10 protein-coding genes are annotated in these 24,475 nt (G+C 35.1%); 9 read left to right on the top strand and 1 reads right to left on the bottom strand.

Going from position 1 to position 24,475, the window contains the following annotated elements:
• The first annotated feature begins 62 nt into the window (after positions 1-62).
• The 3 genes from GSY47_RS09570 (at position 63) to GSY47_RS09580 (ending at position 5,646) form a co-directional block, all read left to right on the top strand.
• Complete coding sequence (locus GSY47_RS09570) at positions 63-2,531, top strand: glycoside hydrolase family 95 protein (protein WP_179006006.1); 2,469 nt, start codon at positions 63-65, stop codon at positions 2,529-2,531.
• A 214-nt stretch (positions 2,532-2,745) separates the two neighbouring features.
• On the top strand, positions 2,746-3,981 hold the full coding sequence (locus GSY47_RS09575) for a glycoside hydrolase family 88/105 protein (RefSeq protein WP_179006008.1): 1,236 nt from the start codon (positions 2,746-2,748) through the stop codon (positions 3,979-3,981).
• Positions 3,982-4,008: 27 nt separating this feature from the next.
• On the top strand, positions 4,009-5,646 hold the full coding sequence (locus GSY47_RS09580; protein ID WP_218651433.1) for a glycoside hydrolase family 43 protein: 1,638 nt from the start codon (positions 4,009-4,011) through the stop codon (positions 5,644-5,646).
• 285 nt (positions 5,647-5,931) lie between these two features.
• Here GSY47_RS09580 and GSY47_RS09585 read toward each other — a convergent pair whose 3' ends face one another.
• On the bottom strand, positions 5,932-10,320 hold the full coding sequence (locus GSY47_RS09585) for a hybrid sensor histidine kinase/response regulator transcription factor (protein WP_179006010.1): 4,389 nt from the start codon (positions 10,318-10,320) through the stop codon (positions 5,932-5,934).
• Between the two features lie 358 nt (positions 10,321-10,678).
• Between GSY47_RS09585 and GSY47_RS09590 the strand changes: the two genes are divergently transcribed.
• The 6 genes from GSY47_RS09590 (at position 10,679) to GSY47_RS09615 (ending at position 24,075) form a co-directional block, all read left to right on the top strand.
• Positions 10,679-13,732 (top strand): beta-L-arabinofuranosidase domain-containing protein, encoded by a 3,054-nt coding sequence (locus tag GSY47_RS09590; protein WP_179006012.1) that lies wholly within the window; start codon positions 10,679-10,681, stop codon positions 13,730-13,732.
• 61 nt (positions 13,733-13,793) lie between these two features.
• Entirely contained in the window at positions 13,794-16,481 is a 2,688-nt protein-coding gene (locus GSY47_RS09595; protein ID WP_179006014.1) for a DUF5695 domain-containing protein, read from the top strand.
• A 5-nt stretch (positions 16,482-16,486) separates the two neighbouring features.
• Entirely contained in the window at positions 16,487-18,589 is a 2,103-nt protein-coding gene (locus GSY47_RS09600) for a beta-galactosidase (RefSeq protein WP_179006016.1), read from the top strand.
• 37 nt (positions 18,590-18,626) lie between these two features.
• Positions 18,627-20,795, top strand: a complete 2,169-nt coding sequence (locus tag GSY47_RS09605) for a family 43 glycosylhydrolase (protein ID WP_179006018.1) — start codon at positions 18,627-18,629, stop codon at positions 20,793-20,795.
• A gap of 19 nt (positions 20,796-20,814) precedes the next feature.
• Positions 20,815-22,773 (top strand): glycoside hydrolase family 97 protein, encoded by a 1,959-nt coding sequence (locus GSY47_RS09610; protein WP_179006020.1) that lies wholly within the window; start codon positions 20,815-20,817, stop codon positions 22,771-22,773.
• A 6-nt stretch (positions 22,774-22,779) separates the two neighbouring features.
• Positions 22,780-24,075 carry a DUF6055 domain-containing protein gene (locus GSY47_RS09615; RefSeq protein ID WP_179006022.1) on the top strand — a complete coding sequence of 432 codons (1,296 nt, stop codon included), beginning with the start codon at positions 22,780-22,782 and terminating at the stop codon, positions 24,073-24,075.
• Positions 24,076-24,475 lie beyond the last annotated feature (400 nt).

The following is a 24,475-nucleotide window of genomic DNA, read 5'->3' on the forward strand; positions in this document are numbered from 1 at the left end:
AAATAGTTTTGTTTTTTGCAGGTAAGCCGACTATTGGAAACGTGTTTTATCTTTAGTACAAAATGAAAATAGTAAAATATCAAAGAATAACTGGATTCCTTTGTTTCATAATGGCAACTGTCCAGTTAAATGCTCAGAAACTAGTGTTGCAATACGACAAACCAGCATCCAATTGGAACGAAGCGCTTCCTATTGGAAACGGGCGTTTAGGTGCCATGGTTTTTGGAAATCCTAAAAAAGAAGAATTACAGCTGAATGAAGAAACCATTTGGGCAGGGGAACCAGGAAATAATGTGCCTAAAAATACCTTTGGTAATATTGAAACTATTCGAAAACTGATTTTCGATAAAAAATATAAGGAAGCTCAAGACCTTTCTAATGAAACTTTCCTAAGACAGGCTCCAAAAGATTTAAATTATGGAATGCCCTATCAAACCGCAGGAAGTTTATGGTTTGATTTTCCTGAACACGAAAAGTTTTCTAATTATAAATGGGATTTGGATATTGAAAAAGCGGTCACTTCCGTTAGTTATAAAGTAAACGGCATATCATACAAAAGAGAAATTTTAGCTTCTTTTCCTGATGATGTCGTTATTGTAAAATTAACCGCAGACAAGAAAAAGAGTATTAGTTTTTCCATAACTTCTACAAGCCCGCAAGTATTGAATTCCGTTAGAACGGCAGAAAATAGACTAATTTTCGAAGGTACTTCTGGTAGTGTTGATAATAAAGTTGGAAAAATAAATTACGTTGGTCAGGTCGGATGTACTTTAAAAGGAGGAACATTAACCGCAAAAGAAGAGAAGCTTTTCATTGATAAAGCAGATGAGGTTGTAATCCGAATTTCATTGGCTACTAATTTTAAAAATTATAAAGAGCTTTCAGAAAATCCGTTTCAGAAATCTAAAACTATTTTAGAAAAAGCTTCTCAGAAAAGCTATGAGACAGCTTATCAAAATCATATTTCGGCTTATCAGAAATATTTTAATAGAGTTTCGTTGAATCTTGGCGATTCTCCTCAGTCAAAGAAAACAACCGATATAAGAATTAAAGAATTCAATACAAATTATGATCCACAGTTAGTGGCGCTTTATTTTCAGTTCGGAAGATATCTGCTAATTTCCAGTTCACAACCGGGGAATCAGCCAGCGAATCTGCAGGGAATTTGGAATCATAAATTAAGTCCGCCTTGGGATAGCAAATACACCGTAAATATTAATACCGAAATGAATTACTGGCCTGCTGAAACAACCAATCTGAGTGAGATGCATCAGCCTCTTTTCAGCATGTTGAAAGACTTAGCTGTTACAGGACAAGAAAGCGCAAAAGAAATGTATCATGCCAGAGGCTGGAACCTGCATCATAATACCGATTTATGGCGTATAACAGGCATAGTAGATGGCGGATTTTACGGAATGTGGCCTATGGGTGGCGCGTGGTTAACCCAGCATTTATGGCAACATTATCTTTATACAGGCGATACAGCATTTTTAAAAGAGTATTACCCAGTTATGAAAGGAGCGGCGCAGTTTTATCTTGATGTATTGCAGGAAGAACCAGAGAAAAAATGGTTAGTAGTATCTCCATCCATTTCTCCTGAAAATACGTATCAAGGCGGTGTTGGGGTTTCAGCAGGAACTACAATGGACAATCAATTGGTTTTTGATCTTTTTAATAATATTATCAATGCTTCTAAAGTGCTGGAAACGGATAAGAATTTTGCTGATTCCGTTGCTGTAGCTTTAAAACGATTACCGCCTATGCAGATAGGACAGTATTCGCAATTACAGGAATGGCTGCACGATTGGGATAAGCCAAATGATAAACACCGACATATTTCGCATTTGTACGGATTGTTTCCTTCAGGTCAGTTATCTCCTTTAAGAACGCCCGAACTGGTTGAAGCAGCAAAGAATACATTAATATCCAGAGGAGATGTTTCTACCGGCTGGTCAATGGGTTGGAAAGTAAATTGGTGGGCTCGATTGTTAGACGGTAATAAAGCTTTTAAATTGATTAAAGATCAGCTTCGTCCTGCGCCAATGGAAAGTAAAGGAGAATCAGGCGGTACGTATCCGAATCTTTTTGATGCACATCCGCCATTTCAAATCGATGGTAATTTTGGCTGTACCGCTGGCATATCTGAAATGTTACTGCAAAGTTATGATGGCGTAGTTCATTTATTACCAGCTTTGCCAGATGAATGGGAAAAAGGAAATGTTGCAGGATTGAAAGCTCAGGGTGGTTTTGAAATTGGAGAAATGAAATGGGATAAAGGAAAAATTACATCAGTAACCATAAAATCAAATCTTGGAGGAAATCTTCGCTTAAGAAGCCACTCAAAACTAAAAGGGAAAGTTTTGACAATTGCTAGAGGTGAAAATCCTAATTTCTTTTTCAAAATTCCGGACATACAAAATCCAATTATTTCAGCGGAAGCGAAACTAATTGGTATAAAAAGTCCGAAAGTTTTTGAATATGATATCAAAACAGAAAAAGGAGGTATTTATACTTTTTATGCCGAAGAATAAGTTGAAAAGGGGATATCTTTTTATAATGATTTCCGTCGTCTTTTAACTTGATATTGCTGAGAAGGCAATTTTTTGTCAAATGCCCCCTTACATTTTGCATATTGACCTCTCTTTGTTCCTTGTCAGCAAGTAGTTTTGTGATTATAAATTTTTAAATCATTCTTTCCAGAATATCGGTCATGAATGAATACTATTCGATTAATTTAAGATTGTTATGTTTAAGTTTAAAAAAGAAAAATTAAAAAGACAGATTTTGGGGCGATTGACTATTTTGGCTCTTTTATGCTGCTCAGTAATCGTATTTGGGCAGAATCAAAAAAAGCCGTTTTCAGTACAGCTAGCCGAATCTGTACTATATAATAATCCAGATGCATGGATGACCGATTTTCAGCAAAAGCCTTCATGGGGTTATGTACAAGGTTTGGTTAGTCTTTCATTACAAGAAGTCAGTAAAGAGAAAAACAATCCAAAATATTTCGATTATGTCAAAAACACTTATGCTGATGTATTGATTAACAAGCAAGGAATTATTGACGGCTATCGTTTAGAGTCTTTTAAACTCGACGATGTTAATTCGGGTAAAATATTATTTTTTTTATATGAAAAAACAAAAGACGAACGCTACCGCATAGCGATTGAAACACTTCATGAACAATTAAAAAAACAGCCCAGAATTGATCAGGGAGTATTCTGGCATAAGAAAATTTATACCAATCAGGTTTGGTTAGATGGTTTGTATATGGGACTTCCGTTTTATGCACAATATGCTGCTACATTTAATGATCCGCAGGCTTTTGATGATATTACTAGTCAATTGCTGACGGTACAGAAATATCTAAAAGATTCCAAAACAGGATTATATTATCACGGATGGGATGCCAGTAAAACAGTTTACTGGGCTGATCCTAAAACCGGACTATCCCAAAACTTTTGGGGACGTGGCGTAGGATGGCTATATATGGCATTGATAGATGTTTTAGAATATCTTCCTGCCAATCACAAAGATCGTAAAGCTTTAGAAGTAATGTTTCAAGATCTGACCAATGCGCTTATAAAAGCTCAGGATCCATCTACAGGCGTATGGTTTCAGGTGCTTAATTATCCAAACCGAGAAGGAAATTATCGTGAAGCCACTGCTTCAGCTATGTTTGTTTATGGCTTGGCCAAAGGAATTCAATTAGAAGTCTTAAATAAAAAATACCTGAAAAACCTGAAAAAAGCCTATTCAGGTTTTAGGAAAGAGTTTATAAAAACAGACGCCAATAATCAAATAGAGATTACATCTTGCTGTGCAGGTGCTGGTTTAGGTCCAGCAGACAATCTGGTTCGAAACGGCACTTATGATTATTATATTCATGAAGCGGTTAGATCTAATGATGGAAAGGCGATTGGTCCATTTATAATGGCTTGTTTAATGCTGGAAAAGCATCCTCAATGGGCGGTTCTTTAATCTTAAATCGAAATTAAATATATTCAGATGAAAATAAAATATGTAGCACTTGCTTGTTTAGTGCTGACAAAAATGGGTTGTGTTTATGCACAAAAAAATACAGAAACGCTTTCTAAGGTTTGGGTATCCGACTTAGGAAACGGAAATTATAAAAATCCAATTATCTACGCCGATTATTCCGATCCCGATGTTTGCCGTGTGGGGAAAGATTATTTTATGACTGCTTCGTCTTTTAATTGTATTCCAGGACTTCCAATTCTGCATTCCAATGATTTAGTCAATTGGAAGTTAGTGAATTATGCGTTGCCAAAACAGCCTCCTGTAGAAACCTATGATAAAATACAGCATGGAAATGGGGTCTGGGCGCCTTGCATTCGTTTTCATAACGAGGAATATTATATTTTTTATCCAGATCCCGATTTCGGAATCTATATGACCAAAACTAAAAATCCTTATGGTAAATGGTCAGAACCTGTTTTGATTAAAGCTGCCAAAGGAATTATAGATCCTGCACCATTTTGGGATGAAGATGGGAAGGCTTATCTAGGATATGCGTTGGCGGGAAGCCGTGCTGGAACTAAAAGTGTTTTAATGCTTTGTACCATAGATCCTTTAAGCTGTATGGCTAATGATGATGAGGTGCTTTTGTTTGATGGTCATAAAAATCATACGACTGTTGAAGGACCTAAGTTTTATAAACGCAATGGTTATTATTATGTTTTTGCTCCGGCAGGTGGTGTGGCAACAGGCTGGCAGTTAATCCTAAGATCAAAATCTATATATGGACCTTATGAAGAAAAGGTTGTTTTGGAGCAAGGAAAAACAGTTGTAAATGGTCCGCATCAGGGAGCCTGGGTTGATACAATAACAGGAGAAGACTGGTTTATACATTTCCAGGATCAGGGAGCTTATGGCCGTGTGGTGCATTTAAATCCGATGAGTTGGAAAAATGACTGGCCGGTTATGGGAGTAGATAATGATAAAAATGGTATTGGAGAACCTGTATTGACTTTTAAAAAACCTAACGTAAATGGACAATATCCTTTAGCAACACCTCCAGATTCAGATGAATTTAATGAACCTGTGCAAGGATTTCAGTGGCAGTGGCATGCAAATAAACAGTTGGTTTGGGGTTATCCTTCAGCTGGTATGGGCTATTTCCGTTTGAATTGTATTCCAAAGCCAGCGGATTTTAAAAGTTTATGGCAGGTGCCTAATATTCTGGCGCAAAAATTTCCTGCTGAAGAGTTTATGGCAACTTCTAAAATAACATTTACGCCCAATTTTGATAATGAACAATTTGGATTGGTTGTGATGGGAAGAAGCTATAGCAGTTTAACGGTTAAACAAATTAATGGTCAATTAAAATTAATGCAGTTATCAGCCTCTAAGGCCGATAAAGGAGCTGTAGAAACTGCAACTGAAATTGCAGCACTTTCTAATAATACTTTTTATTTCAGAGTAACGGTTCAAAAAGGAGGGAAGTGCCAGTTTTATTACAGTTTAGATGATAAAAAGTATATAAAAGCCGGTTCTGAATTTATTGCTTCTGAGGGAACCTGGATAGGTTCAAAAGTTGGTTTTGTAGCTCTAAGAGAAGGAACGATAAATAATGCCGGTTATGCCGATGTGGACTGGTTTAGAGTCTCTAAAATTGAAAAATAAGGTTTTAAGTTTAAGTTTAATTTTTTTTCGATCTGGTGGTTATGGTTTAAGTCATTAAGTATTTTTGTGGTTAATTGTAATTAGTTACTTTCATTGGCACTAGGATAAAAGAAGTCTTCGGACTTCTTTTTTTATGCGTAAAGGATTCTGTTTTTTTTTTTTATATAACCACAAATTGCACAAATTTTCGCAAATTAATTTGTGTGAATTTGTGCAATTTGTGGTTGAATTAAAATTTAGAATCCTATTTTTAGATTTTTACTGATTACGTAATCTTTTTAACTTTTACGCTTTATGCTTCTGTCGGTATTCTGTTGGAGTATCTCCGTATTTGTTTTTAAAGGATTTGGTAAAATATTTCATATCTGAAAAACCAGTCATATCGGCTATTTCTTTAATCAGTAACTGGCTGTCCGATAATAGTTGTGCAGCACGTTTTATTCTGATATCACGAATAAATTCAACAGGGGAATAGCCCGTTAAGCTTTTGATTTTATAGTATAAAGTCGTTCGATTCAAACCTACAGTACTTCCGAGAATTTCAACAGAAAATTCATTATTGTCGATATTTTCTTCGATGCAATCCATGATTTTACGCATTATTTCTTCGTCTTTATCACTTACTAAATGTGGTTTAGGTTCGTAATCTTCTTTAGGACTAGGTTCGTTTTTTAAGGTATTCTTGTCATAGTTTTCAAAAATGCTTTGTAAGCGTTTGCGCTGTTCTAGTAAATTGACAATACGGGCTCGTAAATAACTTACGCTGAAAGGTTTGGTAATATAATCATCGGCGCCATAATTCATTCCCTCCAACTGACTTTCTATTGTTGTTTTTGCGGTTAATAATACAACAGGAACGTGGCTGGTTTCTATGTTGTTTCGAATTTTCTTCAGCAAATCTACTCCGTTAAGTTTTGGCATCATAATATCGCTAATTACAAAATCGGGAGTGTTTTCGACTATTTTTTGGTATCCATCTTCGCCATCTTCGGCTTCGATTACTTCATAATCTTCTTCCAATACATTTTTTATAAAAGTGCGTAAATTCAAATCATCTTCAACAACTAATACTTTGACTTTTTCATTTGTTTTTTGTATCGTATTTTCTTCTTTTGCAATCTCAATTATTGCTGTAGGTTCTTCATTAAGAATTTCTACATCATCATTAAAATGATTATGGCCAATTTTAAAGCGTAAAGTAAAAGTGCTTCCTTCATTGGCTTTACTGCTAAAAGTAATTTCAGCATGATGCTGTTCCACCAATTCCTTAACCATAGAAAGTCCGATTCCAGTACTCGGATTATTGGCATTGGTGTTATAAGATGAAAATCGATTAAAAATACGGTTCTGAAAATCTTCTTGAATACCTAAACCAGAATCGATAACCTGCAATTGCAATTGGTTTGACGTTTTTGTAATTTTTAATGTAATCGATTTTCCGTCTGGAGTATACTTAAAAGCATTGGATAGCAAATTCATTAAAATCTTTTCTAAGGCGCTTTTATCAGCCCATAAACGAAAATCTTCTCCTTCAACTTCAAACAGATAGGTTATATTTCGTTCTTGTGCAGTCTCTAGAAAGTTGTTGAATATATCATTGGCAAATACAGTAAGATTGATTTCTGAGATTTGCAGTTTTTGATCCTGTATCTTTCTAAAATCTAGTATCTGATTAACCAATCGTTGCAGTCGGTTGGTGTTTTGAGACACATAAGTTAATTGTTTTTTTACTACTTCAGAAGTTCCGGAATCATTAATAAGATAATCAACAGGCCCCGTAATCAAAGTAAGAGGAGTTCGGAGTTCGTGTGAAATATCAATGAAAAATTTATGTTTCATTTCAAACATATCTTTCTCCATTTGCGTATTGGTTTTGAGTCTGTACATGGTCAAAACTACATGATTAATCCCCCAAATAATACCGAGTACAAGCATACTGTAAATAATATAGGCAATCCAGGTATTCCAAATCGCTGGCTGTACAGTAATATTGATCTGTCTTTCATTGGCTACCCAGTTTCCTTGACTGTTGGTCGATTTTACCTTGAAAATGTAATTTCCTTTTGGAACATTGGTATAAAAGGCAGCATGCTGATCGTTGGTATAATTCCAATTTTCATCAAAACCTTCCAATTTATAAGCATATTTGATATTTTCAGGATTGATATAATCCAATGCTGCAAATTCGATATTAAAAAAGTTCTGATTGTGTTTTAATTCTATTACAGGATTACTGTCTATCGAGTATGATAAATTAAAAGGAGCATTATTACTATTTTGATTGTAAACCTGAAAATCTGTTAAGGCTAATGTTGGAATAGTATTATTTGATTTTATCTGGTTTGGGAAAAAATGCAGTAATCCTTCGGCATAACCAAACAATAATTCGCCGCTTTGTAATTTAATCCTTGTCGCTTCGGTAAAATTATTAAAGGTCATAATTGGTTTTACTTCCGAATATACTTCGAAAAGTTCTGCTCTAGGATTAAAGCGCGTCAAGATATAATCAGTTGTGATCCATAAATTTTGATCATTGTCCTCCAATAATGATAAAATATTATTGGATGGAAGTCCCTCTTTTTGCGTATAATGTTTGAATTCTTTTGGATATCCCGATGCATCTCTGGTTGTGACTTTACTAATGCCGCCATCAGCAGTTGCGATAAATGCCTGACCACTTTTAGTCATACAGAAATCAATAATATCATTACTCTTTGGACAAGCTGTTTCCTGCTGTGTTTTTTCATAAACTTTAATAGAAGAAACTAGTTCTGGAAACCTTTTTTTACCATCTACTACTAATAGTCCAGTGGTAGAACCTATATATAGTATGCCTTGTTTGTCCTGTTTGATACAGCGAATATGCAAATGCTTCTCAAGCAGCGTGTTCTTTAATCGGCCATTTTGATTGATGAAATCTAAAGTATTTCCTCGTTTTCGAATTAAGTTTAATCCAGTTAAAGTGCCAACCCATAAACGTTTAGACTGATCTTCAAAAATGGTATAAATATTATCATTGCTTAAACTGTTCGGATTATTTTCTATATTCTTAAAGCGTTGAACTTGATAGCTATAGTGTTGATCTTTTTGAGTAAATTTAAAGAGTCCGTCTCCACGTGTACCAATCCATATTACAGATTCTTTGTCTTGAATAATGCTGTAAATTGGTTTTTTCCAAACAGCCTGAGGAACTAATTGACCATCAGGTGAAATACATCCGAGTTTTTTAAAGTTTTTGTCAAAAAGAATGAGCTGGTTTTGCTTGTTGGCTACCCAAATATTTTCGTTTTTGTCTTGAAACATGGCACGTACATCTTTAATGCCTAATTTTATTTGAGGATTTTCAATTTTTAAAGCTTTAAAATTATTTTGACTGAAAGTAACTTTTATAATTCCTGCTGTTTGTGTATTGTACCATAAATTACCTTGTCGGTCAAAGTAGGCAATATGAAATTTATTACTGAAGTTTCCTTTGGGAAAATAAGCTGTAGTTTCAAAAGGAATTAAACGATTTGTAGCAACATCATATTTTGAAAAACTGCCATTATTGGGTTGCACCCAGATTTCTCCTTTTGTATTGGTTAATACTGTCGCTTTTACTGAAAACTGAGTTAGTCCAGTTTCATCAGCGCCTGCGGGAAAATAACTTACTTTTTTAGTTTTTATATTCACAGCGTAAATTCCGGCTTCATCATTATTGGTAAACCATAATAAATCTTGTGTTAGCCTTATAACGTTTATTTTCTTTTGTTCGAGATTTGTTATATCAGAAGTTTTAAACTTACTTGTTTGTCCAGTATAAATGTTCAGTAGACAAAAATCAGCCTGCTCAGTTATGGCGATAACTGTGGAAGGGTCTACTTTTTTTAGAATAATAATCTCGCCCTTTAAACCTAATTGATGTGTTCTATAGTTTTGTGTTCCTTTTGTATATTGAAGCAAATTGCTGTCAGCGCCTCCAAACCAGATTTCGTCTTCCAGTTCCAGTGCGCAGTAAAATGTTTTAGATTGTTCATTTGCTCCTAAAAGCGATTTTGGATTGGTCTGAAGTTGATTTGCTTTTAGCTGCATAATACCACGCTCCGTTAGAATCCAGCTGTTTTTGGAATGATCTTCAAAAACAGTTATGACTTTATTGCTATTTAATCGTCTATTGTCTTTGCTGAAAATTTGATAGGAATAACTATTGTTTGTAATGGCGATACAACCATTGTTTTTTGTGATAAGCCATACCAAACCTGACTTTTGAGGAAGTATCTGAGTAATTTCTATATTGTTTTTTACTACTTCTGGTATTAGTTCGGCTCCCCAAAATTCGTTTAGAGCAGGATCAAAGCAGTAAGCTTTGTTTTTGTTGGACAAAGTGCGCATCCAAATTTTTCCATAAGCATCTTCGGTAATCCAATCGATACGGTTGTTTTTCATCAAAACTTTATCCGTAGCTTCTGTTTTGTAGTTTTTGAATCGATATCCATTATACTTGCTCAAACCATTAGTGGTAGCAAACCACATAAATCCTTTTTTATCCTGAATAATGTGATTGATAATATTGTGTGGTAGTCCATCTTCCACCAGATAATGGTTAAAACTATAGTTCTGTTGGCTGTAACTGGTTAGGTTACTAAATAGGAAAAACAGTAAGGCGTAATAATAATTTTTCTTAGAAAATTTCATCGAAGTTGTAGTCTTGGTAAGGTTTAAGTAAGTGCCACTAAAATAGGAAATTGTTTAATACGGTTTGGATTATTTGAACCTTAATTGTAATAAAGTTTACTGCTCCTTTATTTAGTTGATTGTTATCTGAATTATTCTGTAAAACTGTTAAAATGTTTAATTTAAGATAATATAGTATTGGCTTAGGATAAAATATGGTTGGATTATTTTGCTAATTGCTTCTAATTTTACAATTGTTAAAACATTCAATAAGCTAAGAATTATTGGCTATTTTTGATAAATGTGTATTTTACACGATTAAATATGTTTTGAACTCTTCTGGTTAAGTTAAAACTGAAATATTAAACTTTTTTTTTATATGAAATTATCTAGACTATTACTATTTGCAATGTTGAGTTTGGGCTCCTTTAATAAAACGACTTTATGGGCACAAGGCGGAGATCAAATTCTGGACGGTATTGGCGAAACAGAATTGATTGCTCGTTATGTGTTTGATGGCGATGCAAAGGATTGGTCTCGAAATAATCTGCATGGTATTATGTCAGAGTCCAAAATGAAATTTGAAAATGATGCTCAATTTGGAAAAGTACTTTCTTTGACAGCAGGCAGCAATGCTTATGTTACGATTCCAGGAAGTGTATTTGCAAATGAAGAATCGTTAAGTATTTCAGGATGGATTTATTTACTTTCTGATCAGCGAAATCAGCATTTTTTTGATTTCGGAAAAAACAGCAAAACTCATTTTTTTGTTGCTCCGACTGGAAATAAAGAAAAGAATAACCTGCAAACGGAAATTACTACAGTAGGAGAAAAGTATAAGACTGATGGCCCTGTTTTAGAAACTAATAAATGGGTTCATTTAGTAGTTGTAATTGATATTCCATCAAAGTCTTTAAATACTTATGTTAATGGCATTTTAACAGGAACAACTAAAATTGCAAAATTAAAACTAGATCAATTGTTTGATTCTAATACAGCTAAAAATAATGTTTTGAATATTGGGAAATCAATTTCGCCCGAAGATCCTTATTTAAAAGCCAAATTACATGATTTTAGAATCTACAGAGTTCCTTTAACAGAAAAACAGATCGGAAAAATTTACCATAATTCTTTAAAAAGTGAAGCTGAAGAAGAGGAACCAGAACAGCCGACAGGCGATCTGCCAAAATATCCTGTGAAAACTCCTCAATTGTATAATCAATATCTAACGGGCGTTTCAGATATCAAAGTACAGACTGTAGTGGGAGATCTTCCTAGATTACCCGGAACTTTAAAAGGAATATATGCTAACGGAATTGAAGGTCCCGAAGTTAAAGTAATTTGGCCTGCACCGACGGATAATAGTTCTGTGCTAAAAGCAGGACAATATACTGTGACCGGAATAGTTTCAGGTACAGAATTAAAACCTAAAGCAGTTGTTACCGTTCAATCGGCAAAAGAAGCTGCGACTCCAGAACTTAAACTAAAAGTGTTTAATTTAGATGAAGTAACATTAAGCTCAGATTCTCATGGACATGACACAAAATTTATTGAAAATAGAGAGAAGTTCATTAAAACACTTGCAGCAACAAATCCGGATTCGTTCTTATATATGTTTCGCAACGCTTTTGGACAAAAACAACCCGAAAATGCAGAAGCTTTAGGGGTTTGGGATACACAGGATACCAAACTGCGAGGTCATGCAACAGGTCATTATTTAACAGCAATCGCTCAGGCGTATGCAAGTACAGGATATGACAGTGCGTTGCACGAAGATTTCGCAAAAAAAATGAATTATCTGGTCGATACGCTTTATGATTTGGCTCAACTATCTGGAAAACCTCAAACAGCTGGAGGACTTTCAGTATCAGATCCAACAGCGGTTCCTTTCGGCCCAGGTAAAACAGCCTATGATTCTGATTTAAGTACAGAAGGAATTCGTACCGATTATTGGAATTGGGGAAAAGGTTTTATCAGCGCTTATCCACCAGATCAATTTATAATGTTGGAAAAAGGCGCTAATTACGGAGGACAGAAAACACAAATTTGGGCACCCTATTATACTTTACATAAAATTTTGGCTGGTTTATTAGATGTTTACGAAGTAAGCGGTAATGAGAAAGCGCTCGAAATATCCAAAGGAATGGGAGATTGGGTGTATGCTAGAATGAAAAAATTGCCTAATGAAACGCTAATCAGCATGTGGAACAGATATATTGCTGGAGAATTTGGAGGAATGAATGAAGTGATGGCACGCCTTTACCGAATCACCAATGAAAAACAATATCTGGAAGTTGCTCAGTTATTCGATAACATCAAAGTATTTTATGGTGATGCTAAACATTCCAACGGATTAGCAAAAAATGTAGATACTTTTCGTGGTTTACATGCCAATCAGCATATTCCACAGATTGTGGGTGCGCTTGAAATGTATCACGATTCCAAAACACCTGATTATTATCGTATTGCTGATAATTTCTGGTATAAAACCACAAATGATTATATGTACAGCATTGGAGGTGTTGCTGGGGCAAGTAATCCTGCCAATGCGGAATGTTTTATCAGTCAGCCATCAACAATTTATGAGAACGGATTTTCTGCAGGCGGACAAAACGAAACTTGTGCGACTTACAATATGCTGAAATTAACCAGCGGTTTATTCCTTTACGATCAGCGTGCGGAGTATATGGATTATTATGAAAGAGGCTTATACAATCATATTTTGGCTTCGGTAGCAGAGAATACACCAGCCAATACCTACCATGTTCCTTTGAGACCAGGTTCAATAAAACAATTTGGTAATCCAAAAATGGATGGTTTTACGTGTTGTAACGGAACAGCTTTGGAAAGCAGCACCAAATTGCAGAATTCAATTTATTTTAAAAGCATTGACAATCAGGCTTTATATGTTAATTTATATGTTCCATCAACAGTAAAATGGAAAGAAAAAAATGTAACGATAGAACAGACGACTTCTTTTCCAAATGAAGATCATACACAATTAACGATCAAAGGAGAAGGAAAATTTGATTTAAATGTACGTGTACCACATTGGGCAACGAAAGGATTTTTTGTAAAAATAAATGGAAAAGAGGTCAAAGTAAAAGCGGTTCCTGGAAGCTATCTTACTTTAAACCGTAAGTGGAAAGACGGAGATAAAATTGAATTACGTATGCCTTTTCAATTTCATTTAGATCCTGTAATGGATCAGCAGAATATTGCCAGTTTATTTTATGGGCCGGTTTTATTGGCGGCTCAGGAAACAGAACCGCTTAAAGAATGGCGAAAAATAACTTTAGATGCTAAAGATTTAAGCAAATCAATAAAAGGGGATCCGGAGAAATTAGAATTTGTTGTTGACGGAATTCAATTTAAACCATTTTACAATACATACGGACGTCATTCGGTTTATCTGGATGTTACTTTGAAATAGATTGAAATAAAAAACAAGACCAAAACCAAACAAAAAACAAACTAAACAAGCATAAACAAAGATGGGAAACAAAAAATACAGACTTGGTTTATTATTATTTTTGGGCTGTACACTAAGTATTCAGGCTCAGGATTATTGGAGTAGAATTGAACAAAAAACACCTTCTTTGGGTATTGCAGAAGTTTATCAAAAAATAAATACACCTGCTTTTCAATTAAAACTGGTAAAAGCATCGCAGACAGTTGCAGGTTTAAGACCCATTAAAAACTTAAACTTTGATTTTACGCCTAGTGATCGACTTGAAATTAGAGATAAAGACGGATTGTATCATCTTGGAGATATCAATTTAAGAATTAAAGAAGGCAATGGCGATTGGCAGAGTTATTCTACAGCCGCAAAACGCGCAGCTATTACTCCTTTGGAAACTTCATCAAAAATCTTAGCGGCAGCGGATTTAGCGAATACTTTACCAAGTAATATTCCAGTTACTGTTAAACGCTTTTACGAACTTGATGGTAATCAATTGGTAATGCGATTTGAAATTACGAATAAATCGGATAATCCTATTGAGATTGGCGCATTAGGTATTCCAATGGTTTTCAATAATATTTTAGAAGGAAAATCACTGAATGAAACCCACGCTCAAAATGTATTTTTTGATCCATATATAGGAAGGGATGCTGGTTATCTGGAAGTAAAAAGATTAAGCGGAGAAGGGCCTGCATTAGTAGTGCTTCCAAAAGAGAATATGCCTTTTGAAGCGTATCGTCCGTTATTGGATGATCCGACGCCGAGAAGTATTGTTTTTGAAGGTTTTCACGAATGGATGGTCTACAGTAAAGCTTACGCAGAAAATGAGTGGAAAAATGCACAGCAATGGAATACACCGACTTCATTAGTATTGAAACCAAAAGAGTCTAAAAACTTCTCTCTAAAGCTCGTACTTTCTGAAGGAATTGAAGATATCCAAAATACACTTGTAAAAGAAGAACTTCCTGTTGCAACCAGTATTCCGGGATATGTATTGCCTCAGGATATTAAATCGCAATTGTTTTTGAATTATAAAAGCGAGGTAAGCTCATTTGAAATTGAACCTAAAGGAGCATTGCAAATCAAAGAAGAAGGAAAAACGCCAAAAGGATTAAAAAAATATAGCGTTCATGGTGTAAAATGGGGACGTGCTGTATTGACAATCAATTATAAAAATGGTATAAAACAAACCATCAATTATAAAATTATCAAACCTGAAAATGAAGTGATTAAAGATTTTGGTCATTTCTTAACGACAGCACAATGGTTCGATCAGCCGGATCCTATTTTCAAAAGAAACCCTTCGGTAATTAGTTATGATTACGAAACTAAAAAGCAACTGACTCAGGACAGCAGGGCTTGGGTGGCTGGTTTAAGTGACGAAGGTGGAGCAGGAGGATGGTTGGCCGCAATTATGAAACAGCATATTCAGCCAGATAAAGAAGAAATCAAAAAATTAGAGCAATTTGTAGATAAAACGCTTTGGGGAAATATCCAGTACAGTGAAGGCAAGAATAAATACGGAGTTAAAAAAAGTGTTTTTTATTACGAACCAGATTCTCTGCCAAAAGGAACTTACAGTTCAGATGTAGATTATAAAACTTGGGCGGCCTGGAAACATAAAGAGGCAAACGATCCGGGAAGATCTTATAACTATCCTCATGTCGCGGCTGCTTATTGGACATTGTATCGATTAGCGAGATACAATAAAGATTTGGTGGAAACCAGAACTTGGGATTGGTATTTAAAACAAGCTTACCATACTTCAATTGCAATGACACAACTGGCACCTTATTATGCTCAGTTTGGTCAAATGGAAGGTTCTGTATTCCTGTTGATTTTGGAAGACTTGAAAAATGAAAATATGACCGAAATGGCCACTGATTTGGAAGCAAAAATGAAAGAAAGAGCCAATCATTGGAAAGCATTGGATTATCCTTTTGGAAGCGAAATGCCTTGGGATTCTACTGGTCAGGAAGAAGTATATATGTGGTCGGATTATTTTGGTTATGATGAAAAAGCTGATGTAACTTTAAACGCAATTTTAGCTTATATGCCAACAATGCCGCATTGGGCTTATAACGGTAATGCACGAAGATATTGGGATTTTTTATACGGAGGAAAATTGTCAAGAGTAGAACGCCAGATTCATCATTATGGCTCTTCTTTGAATGCGATTCCGGTATTGAGACAATACAGAAAAAAATCGGATGATTTGTATTTATTGAAAGTAGGTTATGGCGGTCTTTTAGGCGGAATTTCAAACATTACCGAAGACGGATTTGGTTCTGCCGCTTTTCACTCTTATCCAACAGAGCTAAGAATTGATTATTTGTCTGGAGATTATGGTTCTGGTTTTTATGGCTATGCGGTAAATACAGCAACTTACATTACAAAAGATGCTGATTTAGGTTGGCTGGCTTTTGGTGGTAATGTTACTGTAAAAGGCGATTTGGTAAACGTAAAATTAACTACTGCAGCAAAATCTAAAGTTTTCATTGCACCAAAACAATTGTGGTTGACATTAGACGCAGGAACTTTTGATACCATTACTTATAATACAAAAACAGAAGAAGTGGAAATTACTTTGAGCAGTCAAAACCAATTTACTCCAAACGCTTATTTAAGAAGTGATAAAGACATAAAACTTTCTTACCCAAAGGTAAGAGGAGCGTATGAAATACCGTTGACTAATAAAGCGACTAAAATTAAATTATAATATAAATGCATCTAAAATCAAAAAAACACTTTTTCAGAGGATTTTTACTGGGACTATTTGGAATAGGGATCAGTTTAAATGTTGCAGCTCAGAAATTTGACAAATTTTTCCCAAAGAAAGATTTAACCACTGTTGGAGTCTATTATTATCCAGAACATTGGGATCAAAGCCAATGGGATAGGGATTTGAAAAAGATTTCAGAAATGGGTTTTGAATTTACTCATTTTGGAGAATTTGCCTGGGCGCAGTTAGAACCTCAGGAAGGAGTTTATGATTTTAAATGGCTGGATAAAGCGGTAGAAATTGCCGCTAAGTATAAACTGAAAATTGTAATGTGTACTTCGACGGCTACACCGCCTGTGTGGCTGGTTCGAAAGCATCCAGATATATTGGCAACTTATGAAGATGGCACTAAAACAGATCATGGTTCGAGACAACATGCTTCATTTTCAAGTAATTATTACAGAAGCTATTCTTTAAAAATGATTGAAGAATTAGCGAAAAGATATGGCAATAATAAAAGCATTATAGGTTGGCAGGTAGACAATGAACCTGCACGTTTTCTGGATTATGGAGCCGATGCACAACAGCGTTATCGAAATTGGCTGAAAAACAAATACAAATCGATTGACGCCTTAAATGTGGCTTGGGGAAATAATTTTTGGAGTGGCACTTATACTGATTTTGAACAAATTAATATTCCGCTTCATAAAGAATGGGGAATGAATTTACATTCGCAATTGGATCATTATCGATTTGCTGATGAAGAAACAGCCACTTTTCTGGATTCACAGGCTATTACAATTCGAAAATATGTAAGCAAAGACCAATGGATTACTTCTAACTATAGATCCAATTACAATGAAAGTTTTGTGGGCATGAGTAAAGAGCTGGATTTTGATTGTTACACGCGTTATTTGGTTTACGGGGGAAGTTTAGGAATCGGTTCGCAAGGATATCGTTTGGGAGATTATTCCAGTATCGGAATGTCAAATGACTTTTTTCGTCCTTTAAAAGGAATGTACGGTTGTATGGAATTACAGCCGGGACAAGTCAACTGGGGAAGCATAAATCCGCAGCCAATGCCGGGAACTGTGCGTATGTGGCTGTGGCATGTTTTTGCAGGTGGCAGTAAATTTGCGTGTACGTATCGTTTTCGTGCGCCATTGTACGGTTATGAGCAATATCATTACGGGATTGTTGGCACAGACGGAGTAACACCAACTCCCGGTGGTTTAGAGTTTAATCAGTTTATTAAAGAGATAAATACGCTGCGTAAAATGTATGATGCTAAAGCAGCATTGCCAGATTACTATTTAAAACGCAAAACCGGAATTTTGTTTAATGGGGATAATGTGATGGGAATCGATTTAAACAAACAAACAAAGGAATGGAACACCATTGGACATTTTTTGAAATATTATAAAGCCACAAAATCTTTTGGAGCACCAGTTGATTTTGTGCGGGATTCGACGGATTTTTCTAAGTATCCTTTCTTGATTGTTCCTGCTTATCAGATGATTGACCAAAAAATGATTGACAAATTGACTTTGTACGCTAAAAATGGCGGAAACTTGGTATTGAGCTGCCGATCCGGAATACAAAATCGTTTGGGACATCTTTGGGAAGCTAAGTTTTATGAACCGATGTGGAGCTTAATAGGTTCTGAAATAGAATCGTATGATTTATTAATGCCACAATCTCCGGGAGTAATAAAGTTCAATAATCAGGAGTTTGCATGGACAAGCTGGGGCGATTTATTAAAACCAAATAAAGAAACGGAGGTTTGGGCAACTTATGGAAGTGAGTTTTATGCTGGAAAACCAGCTGTTATTTCTAGAAGTTTAGGTAAAGGAACGGTAACTTACATTGGCGTAGATTCTAAAAATGGAGAACTAGAAAGACAAGTATTGCGAAAACTATATCAAAAGCAGAATGTAGCAATAGAAGATTATCCTGAAGGTGTAATGGTAGAATATCGTGACGGTTTTGGCATTGCAGTCAATTATTCTGATAAAATCTACGAAATCAATTTACCAAAAAATGCCAAGACAATTTTCGGAAATAACGCTGTAAAAACTTCTGATGTATTAGTTTGGAAATATTAATATCATTTAAAAACGCTTCAACTTAATTTTATTAGCAATGTCAAACAAAAATATATTTTACAACCTTATACTCCTAGTTTTTACCTTACAAGTCATTGCTCAAAAAAAAGTTGAAGCGAGTAATTTATCAACTGGAAATCCAATATTACCTGGATATTACGCAGATCCAACTATTAAAAAATTTGGAGACATTTATTATATCTATGTCACGACCGATAATGAAATGCTGGCTTCTGGAGCTCCAACGGTTTGGTACAGTAAAGATTTAAAAAACTGGTACAATTATACTATGGAAATTCCGTCTTTTACGGCAAAACCCATTACCAATTTTTGGGCGCCGGATATTGTGGTTGGAAATGATGGTAAGTATTATTTGTATTTTGGAAACTGTGAAATTGGCTGTAATATTTACGGTTATGTTTCGGATACGCCAGTCGGGCCTTGGAAAAAACTCAATGAAAATGACGTGCCCGTTATTTCAAATGGATATCCAAGAGAAGGTTTTCCATCTTTAGATGCACAATTTTTCAGAGATACCGACGGTAAAATATACAGTTATTGGGGAACTTGGGTGCATTATAATGGCGGATATGCCGTTGGAGAATTGAACAGTGCTACGATGAAGGATATGATGAATTCTAAAAATATTCCTTTAAGTCAGACTCCTGAACCTTTTGAAGCGGCCTACATGATGAAAAAAGGAAACAAATACATTTTGATGTATTCCGGAGCTTCTTGTCATGATGAAACTTATAATGTACGTTATTCTTACTCAGATTCTCCTTACGGGCCTTTTAAGGAAGGACTTAACAATCCGATTTTGAGTACGAACGAAGATAAAACGACTCATGGCCCAGGACATCATTCTGTGTTAGAAGACGGAAATGATTATTACATTGTGTATCATAAACATGATTATCCAATGACACGCGGTGGTTTGGCAAGACAAGTCTGTATCGATAAAATGATTTTCGAAAATGATTCTACAATCAAAAAAGTAATTCCGACTTCAAATGGTATTAGAGAAATTGTGAAATCAAATGTACCTGAAAATATAGCTTTAAATGCTCGCACTACCGCATCATCTTATTATCATTTACAATCGTTAGAACACAATTACGAATATAAGCCTGATTTTGCTACAGATGATAATAATGCGACTATGTGGAAAGCTGGAAGTAATGCACTTCCACAGGATTTAACTGTAGATTTAGGAAGTGTAAAACCAATAAAAAGGGTCATGACCCAATTTGAATTTGCCAGTTATTATTATCAATACACTTTAGAATATTCGACAGATGGAAAAAATTGGCAGTTGTATGCTGATAAATCAAAAAATCGTACTTCGGGAAGCCCAATGATTGATGATAAAAATGTTACAGCACGTTTCTTGAAACTAAAAGTTTTAGGGACAGAAAAAACGGGGCTTTGTGCGGCAGTCTGGAACATAAAAGTATACAGCGAATTATTTGAACTTCCTTTACCATTAGAAAATAAAAAATCAAATACAGAACCAGCAGCTGTAAGTTCACATAAAATGTTGATCGATATTGATGTAACTAATGAAAAATACGGAAATTCATTTAAAAGTCTGCCTAATAAAGGTTCTTTAGGAGGTGTGTTTACAAAAACTGGAGATGTAAAGATTTCTTGGGATAAAGAGGATAAAATTAAGGCACTTGAGTTTGTAAATGGCGCTTTAATATTAGACAAACCCGTTCCTAAAACTCTGGCTTGGAATGGTTCGTATTCTGTGGCAGTCTGGGTAAAAAATCCAGAAGTAGCCAAAGAAGGAGAGTTTCTGGCCTCATGGTGCGATCGTTCTGAATATAATTTAGCCAATTCGTTTAATGCATTGGCTTACAATAGCGGACATTATGGTGCGGCGCCACATTTGGACGGTCATTTTGATATGAAATACAACAAAGTCCCAGAACAAAATAAATGGCATCATATTGTTTTGACTTTTGATGGAGTGGTAGAGAAAATTTATGTTGACGGAGTACTTGATAACTCTCAAAATATGATGTTGTCATCGGCTATAAAAAAGGCAAAAATTATAATTGGCGCTTCAGATATTGGGGAGAATTACTCTGGTTTTATGGCATCTTTAAAAATGTATGATTATGGTTTGACTAAAGATGAAATACTAAATCTAATGAAACAAACTGCTCCTAAAGCAACAAAAGGACCTTCAAATAAATAGTTAAAAAATACCACTCAAAATGAAAAATGGATTACTGATTTTATGCGGTTTGTTACTATCCGCTTACCAAGTTTCTGCTCAAACTTATGAGGTTAAATCTCCTGATGGGCGTATTCAGATAAAAGTGAATAATTCTAATAAAATTTCCTGGTCGGCATCATTAAATGGCAATTTGATTATTGAGAATGCAGAAGCAGGAATGGATTTTTCGTCTAAAACTAATTTTGGATTAAATCCGAAGGTTAAAAAACAAACGGTTAAAAGTGTATCTCAAAATATACATGCCATAGTACCAATTAAAGAAAGCGAAATAAAAGATGAATACACAGAACTTTCGATTACTTATCAGGGAAATTATAGACTTAATTTCCGTGCCTATAATGACGGAGTGGCTTATCAGTTTGTAGATGAGGCCAAAGAAAAACGAAATGTAGTTTCAGAGAAAGTTTCGTTATCATTTCCTAACGGTTCACGTTCTTTATTTCCGCAAGAAGAATCGATGTATTCTCATAACGAACGTTTGTATTTGGATAAATCTTTAAATGAGATTGCGTCAAAGGATTTTTGCAGTCTTCCTGTTTTGTTTACGACTCCAAAAGCCAAGGTTTTGTTTACAGAAACTGCTCTTCATGATTATCCTGGATTGTTTTTGAAAGGTAACGGAAATGCCACTTTAAATGCTATATTTCCAAAATACGTTTTAGAAGCAGTGGATAAGGATGGAAAATCAGATCGTGTACAAACCATTACAAAAGAAGCTGATTATATTGCCAAAACAAGCGGAAACAGAGCTTTTCCTTGGCGTGTATTTATTATCGGTGATGACGATCGTACTTTGGTATCAAGCAATTTGTCTTACCAGCTTGCAGCACCAAATGCACTTAAAAATACCGATTGGATCAAACCGGGAAAAGTAGCTTGGGATTGGTACAACGATAATAATATTTACGGTGTTGATTTCAAAGCAGGGTTAAATACCGAAACGTATAAATATTTTATAGATTTCGCTGCAGCGAATAAAGTAGAATATGTAATTCTTGACGAAGGCTGGACAAAATCGACTACCAACATTCTTGATTTTAATCCCGCAATGGATGTTAAAGAATTGATTCGATACGGAAAAGAAAAAGGAGTCGGGATCATTCTTTGGGTACTTTGGAAACCATTAGACCAAAATTTATTGCAAATTCTGGAAACTTACAAAAGTTGGGGTGCAAAAGGAATTAAAATTGATTATATGCAGCGTAACGACCAATATATGGTCAATTCGTATGAGCAGATTGCCAGAGAATGTGCCAAACTAGAATTGTTAGTAGATTTTCACGGAGCATTTAAACCCGCAGGTTTACACCGAATGTATCCAAATGTTTTAAATTATGAAGGAGTAAGAGGGAACGAAAACAATAAATGGAGCGAAGATATTACACCAGAACATACAGTAACGATTCCGTTTATTAGAATGGCAGCAGGCCCAATGGATTTTACACCGGGTTCAATGATTAACAAACAGCCTAAAAACTTTGCCATTAGTTTTAATAATCCAATGACAATGGGAACTCGAGGGCATCAGGTGGCGATGTATGTGGTTTATGAAGCGCCTTTGCAGATGATGTGTGAATCGCCATCAACATATTACAAAGAACAAGAAACAGTTGATTTTATCACTCAAATTCCAACAGTTTGGGATAAAACAGTTGTACTTCATGGTTCTGTTGGGAATTATATTGTGGTGGCAAGAAAAAAAGGCGATAAATGGTTTATCGGTGGAATGACAGATGCAGATGCCAGAGCATTGCCAATAGATCTTTCTTTCCTGGGAGAAGGAAATTTTTCGATGGAAGTATTTGCCGATGGAATCAATGCGGAAGCATTCGCTCAAGATTATAAAAAAGAAACTATAGCGGTTAATAAGAATACTAAAGTAACAGCTAAAATGGCTTCCGGAGGAGGCTGGTCGGCAATTATTACAAAAAAGTAATGACCAATGAATAAGGCAATCAAAATTCCTGCTTTTCTCTTTTTATCATTTGTTGGTATAATGAATGCGCAAGAAAAAGTTTTGGCTAAGGAAAGATATATTCCTGCGAAAATTTGGATGGTTCCAGAACATAATAATTATGATTTTCTTGATAGTGATTACAGTTACAGCCGAATGATAGAATCGGATAATATTGTGATGTTCTGGCATAAAGAATATGGAAATGATCCAACATTAAATGCAGATCTTAAAAAACGTTTCGATCCCAAAAAAGCAATCGAAGAATGTGAACGATTTTATCAGTTTTATGTAAATGATTTGAAATTGGTGCAAAAGGGACATTCCGTAAGTGATCAATACAAATTACTAATATTTGTTTTTGGAGGAAGTGAAAACACAGCTTTTGGAGGTGGAGAAGAGGATAAAGTGGGCATTTTATGGACTCCAGCTGTCCGAATAAATGCAGTTCCTTACGGAGCATTGGCGCACGAAATTGGGCATTCATTCCAATACATGAGTCATGCCGACAGCAAGACTGGACCATCTGGGCCTGTAATGGAAATGTCTGCTCAATATATGCTCTGGCAGGTTTATCCGGAATGGATGACTTTTGAAAACTATCATCTTAAAGATTTTTTAAAAGGAACGCATTACGCTTTTCTTCATCCTGCCAATATGTATCATTCTCCTTATGTCTTGGAATATTGGTCTGAGAAACATGGTATTGATTTTTGGGGAAGACTCAGCAGATCAACTAAAGAAGGAGAAGATGTTGTATTGACTTATAAAAGAATTAATACTATTTCTCAAGAACAGTTTAATGACGAAATATTTGATGCAAGCCGAAAGTTTATAACCTGGGATTTAAAAAGGGTTGAAGAAGCAGCAAAACCTTATCGAAATTTACATTTTTCAAAATTGAATGCAATTGAAGAAGGCTGGTATCAAATAGATTCAACAAATTGCCCTCAGGATTATGGTTATAACGGAATTAAATTAAACGTTCCGTCTGCTGGAACAAAAGTTAAATTAAAATTTAAAGGTTTAGCCGATTCTAAAGAAAATGCAGGCTGGCGTTACGGATTTGTTGCATCGTTAAAAGATGGTAAAAGAGTGTATAGCAATGCTTTTAAAGACAATGAAAAAGAAATCGAATTTAAAGTTCCCACTAACACGGAGTATTTATGGTTGGTTGTAAGCGCTGCTCCAAAAGTGCATGAAAAGCATTCTTGGGAAAATGAGAAAGAAACTTACAGAAGTTTTCCATATAAAGTACAATTCAAAAACACAAAACCACTTTAATTATATTTTTTACTCATAATCTTTTATTAGAGTAAATGCCTTTTTTGTTGCCACGAATCACACCAATTTTCACAAATCATTGAGCTTTAAAAAAACAATTTGTGGAAATTCGTGGAATTTGTGGCAAACCTTAGTGGCAACGAATTATTTTTTCCGCCACGAATTCACGAATAAATACAAATCGTTGCATTTAAAAAATTAAAAATTCGTGTAATTGGTGACAGACCTTAGCGTCAATGGTTTATTTTTTTTCCGCCACGAATTACACCAATTTTCACAAATCATTGAGTTTAAAAAAAGCAATTTGTGAAAATTTGTGAAATTTGTGGTAAAATTTATAAACAAAGTATTTAATCTTTTTTAATCTGTGCAATCAGTGGCAAAAAAAACTACATCTTCC

Origin of the sequence: Flavobacterium quisquiliarum, from assembly GCF_019308285.1 — a bacterium.
GTDB classification, from domain to species: domain Bacteria; phylum Bacteroidota; class Bacteroidia; order Flavobacteriales; family Flavobacteriaceae; genus Flavobacterium; species Flavobacterium quisquiliarum.

Excerpts from the sequence above, each read along its gene's own strand:
- GSY47_RS09585 (WP_179006010.1), bottom strand. The coding sequence starts at position 10,320 with ATGAAATTTTCTAAGAAAAATTATTATTACGCCTTACTGTTTTTCCTA.
- GSY47_RS09595 (WP_179006014.1), top strand. The coding sequence starts at position 13,794 with ATGGGAAACAAAAAATACAGACTTGGTTTATTATTATTTTTGGGCTGT.
- GSY47_RS09615 (WP_179006022.1), top strand. The coding sequence starts at position 22,780 with ATGAATAAGGCAATCAAAATTCCTGCTTTTCTCTTTTTATCATTTGTT.
- GSY47_RS09575 (WP_179006008.1), top strand. The coding sequence starts at position 2,746 with ATGTTTAAGTTTAAAAAAGAAAAATTAAAAAGACAGATTTTGGGGCGA.
- GSY47_RS09610 (WP_179006020.1), top strand. The coding sequence starts at position 20,815 with ATGAAAAATGGATTACTGATTTTATGCGGTTTGTTACTATCCGCTTAC.
- GSY47_RS09580 (WP_218651433.1), top strand. The coding sequence starts at position 4,009 with ATGAAAATAAAATATGTAGCACTTGCTTGTTTAGTGCTGACAAAAATG.
- GSY47_RS09570 (WP_179006006.1), top strand. The coding sequence starts at position 63 with ATGAAAATAGTAAAATATCAAAGAATAACTGGATTCCTTTGTTTCATA.
- GSY47_RS09605 (WP_179006018.1), top strand. The coding sequence starts at position 18,627 with ATGTCAAACAAAAATATATTTTACAACCTTATACTCCTAGTTTTTACC.
- GSY47_RS09600 (WP_179006016.1), top strand. The coding sequence starts at position 16,487 with ATGCATCTAAAATCAAAAAAACACTTTTTCAGAGGATTTTTACTGGGA.
- GSY47_RS09590 (WP_179006012.1), top strand. The coding sequence starts at position 10,679 with ATGAAATTATCTAGACTATTACTATTTGCAATGTTGAGTTTGGGCTCC.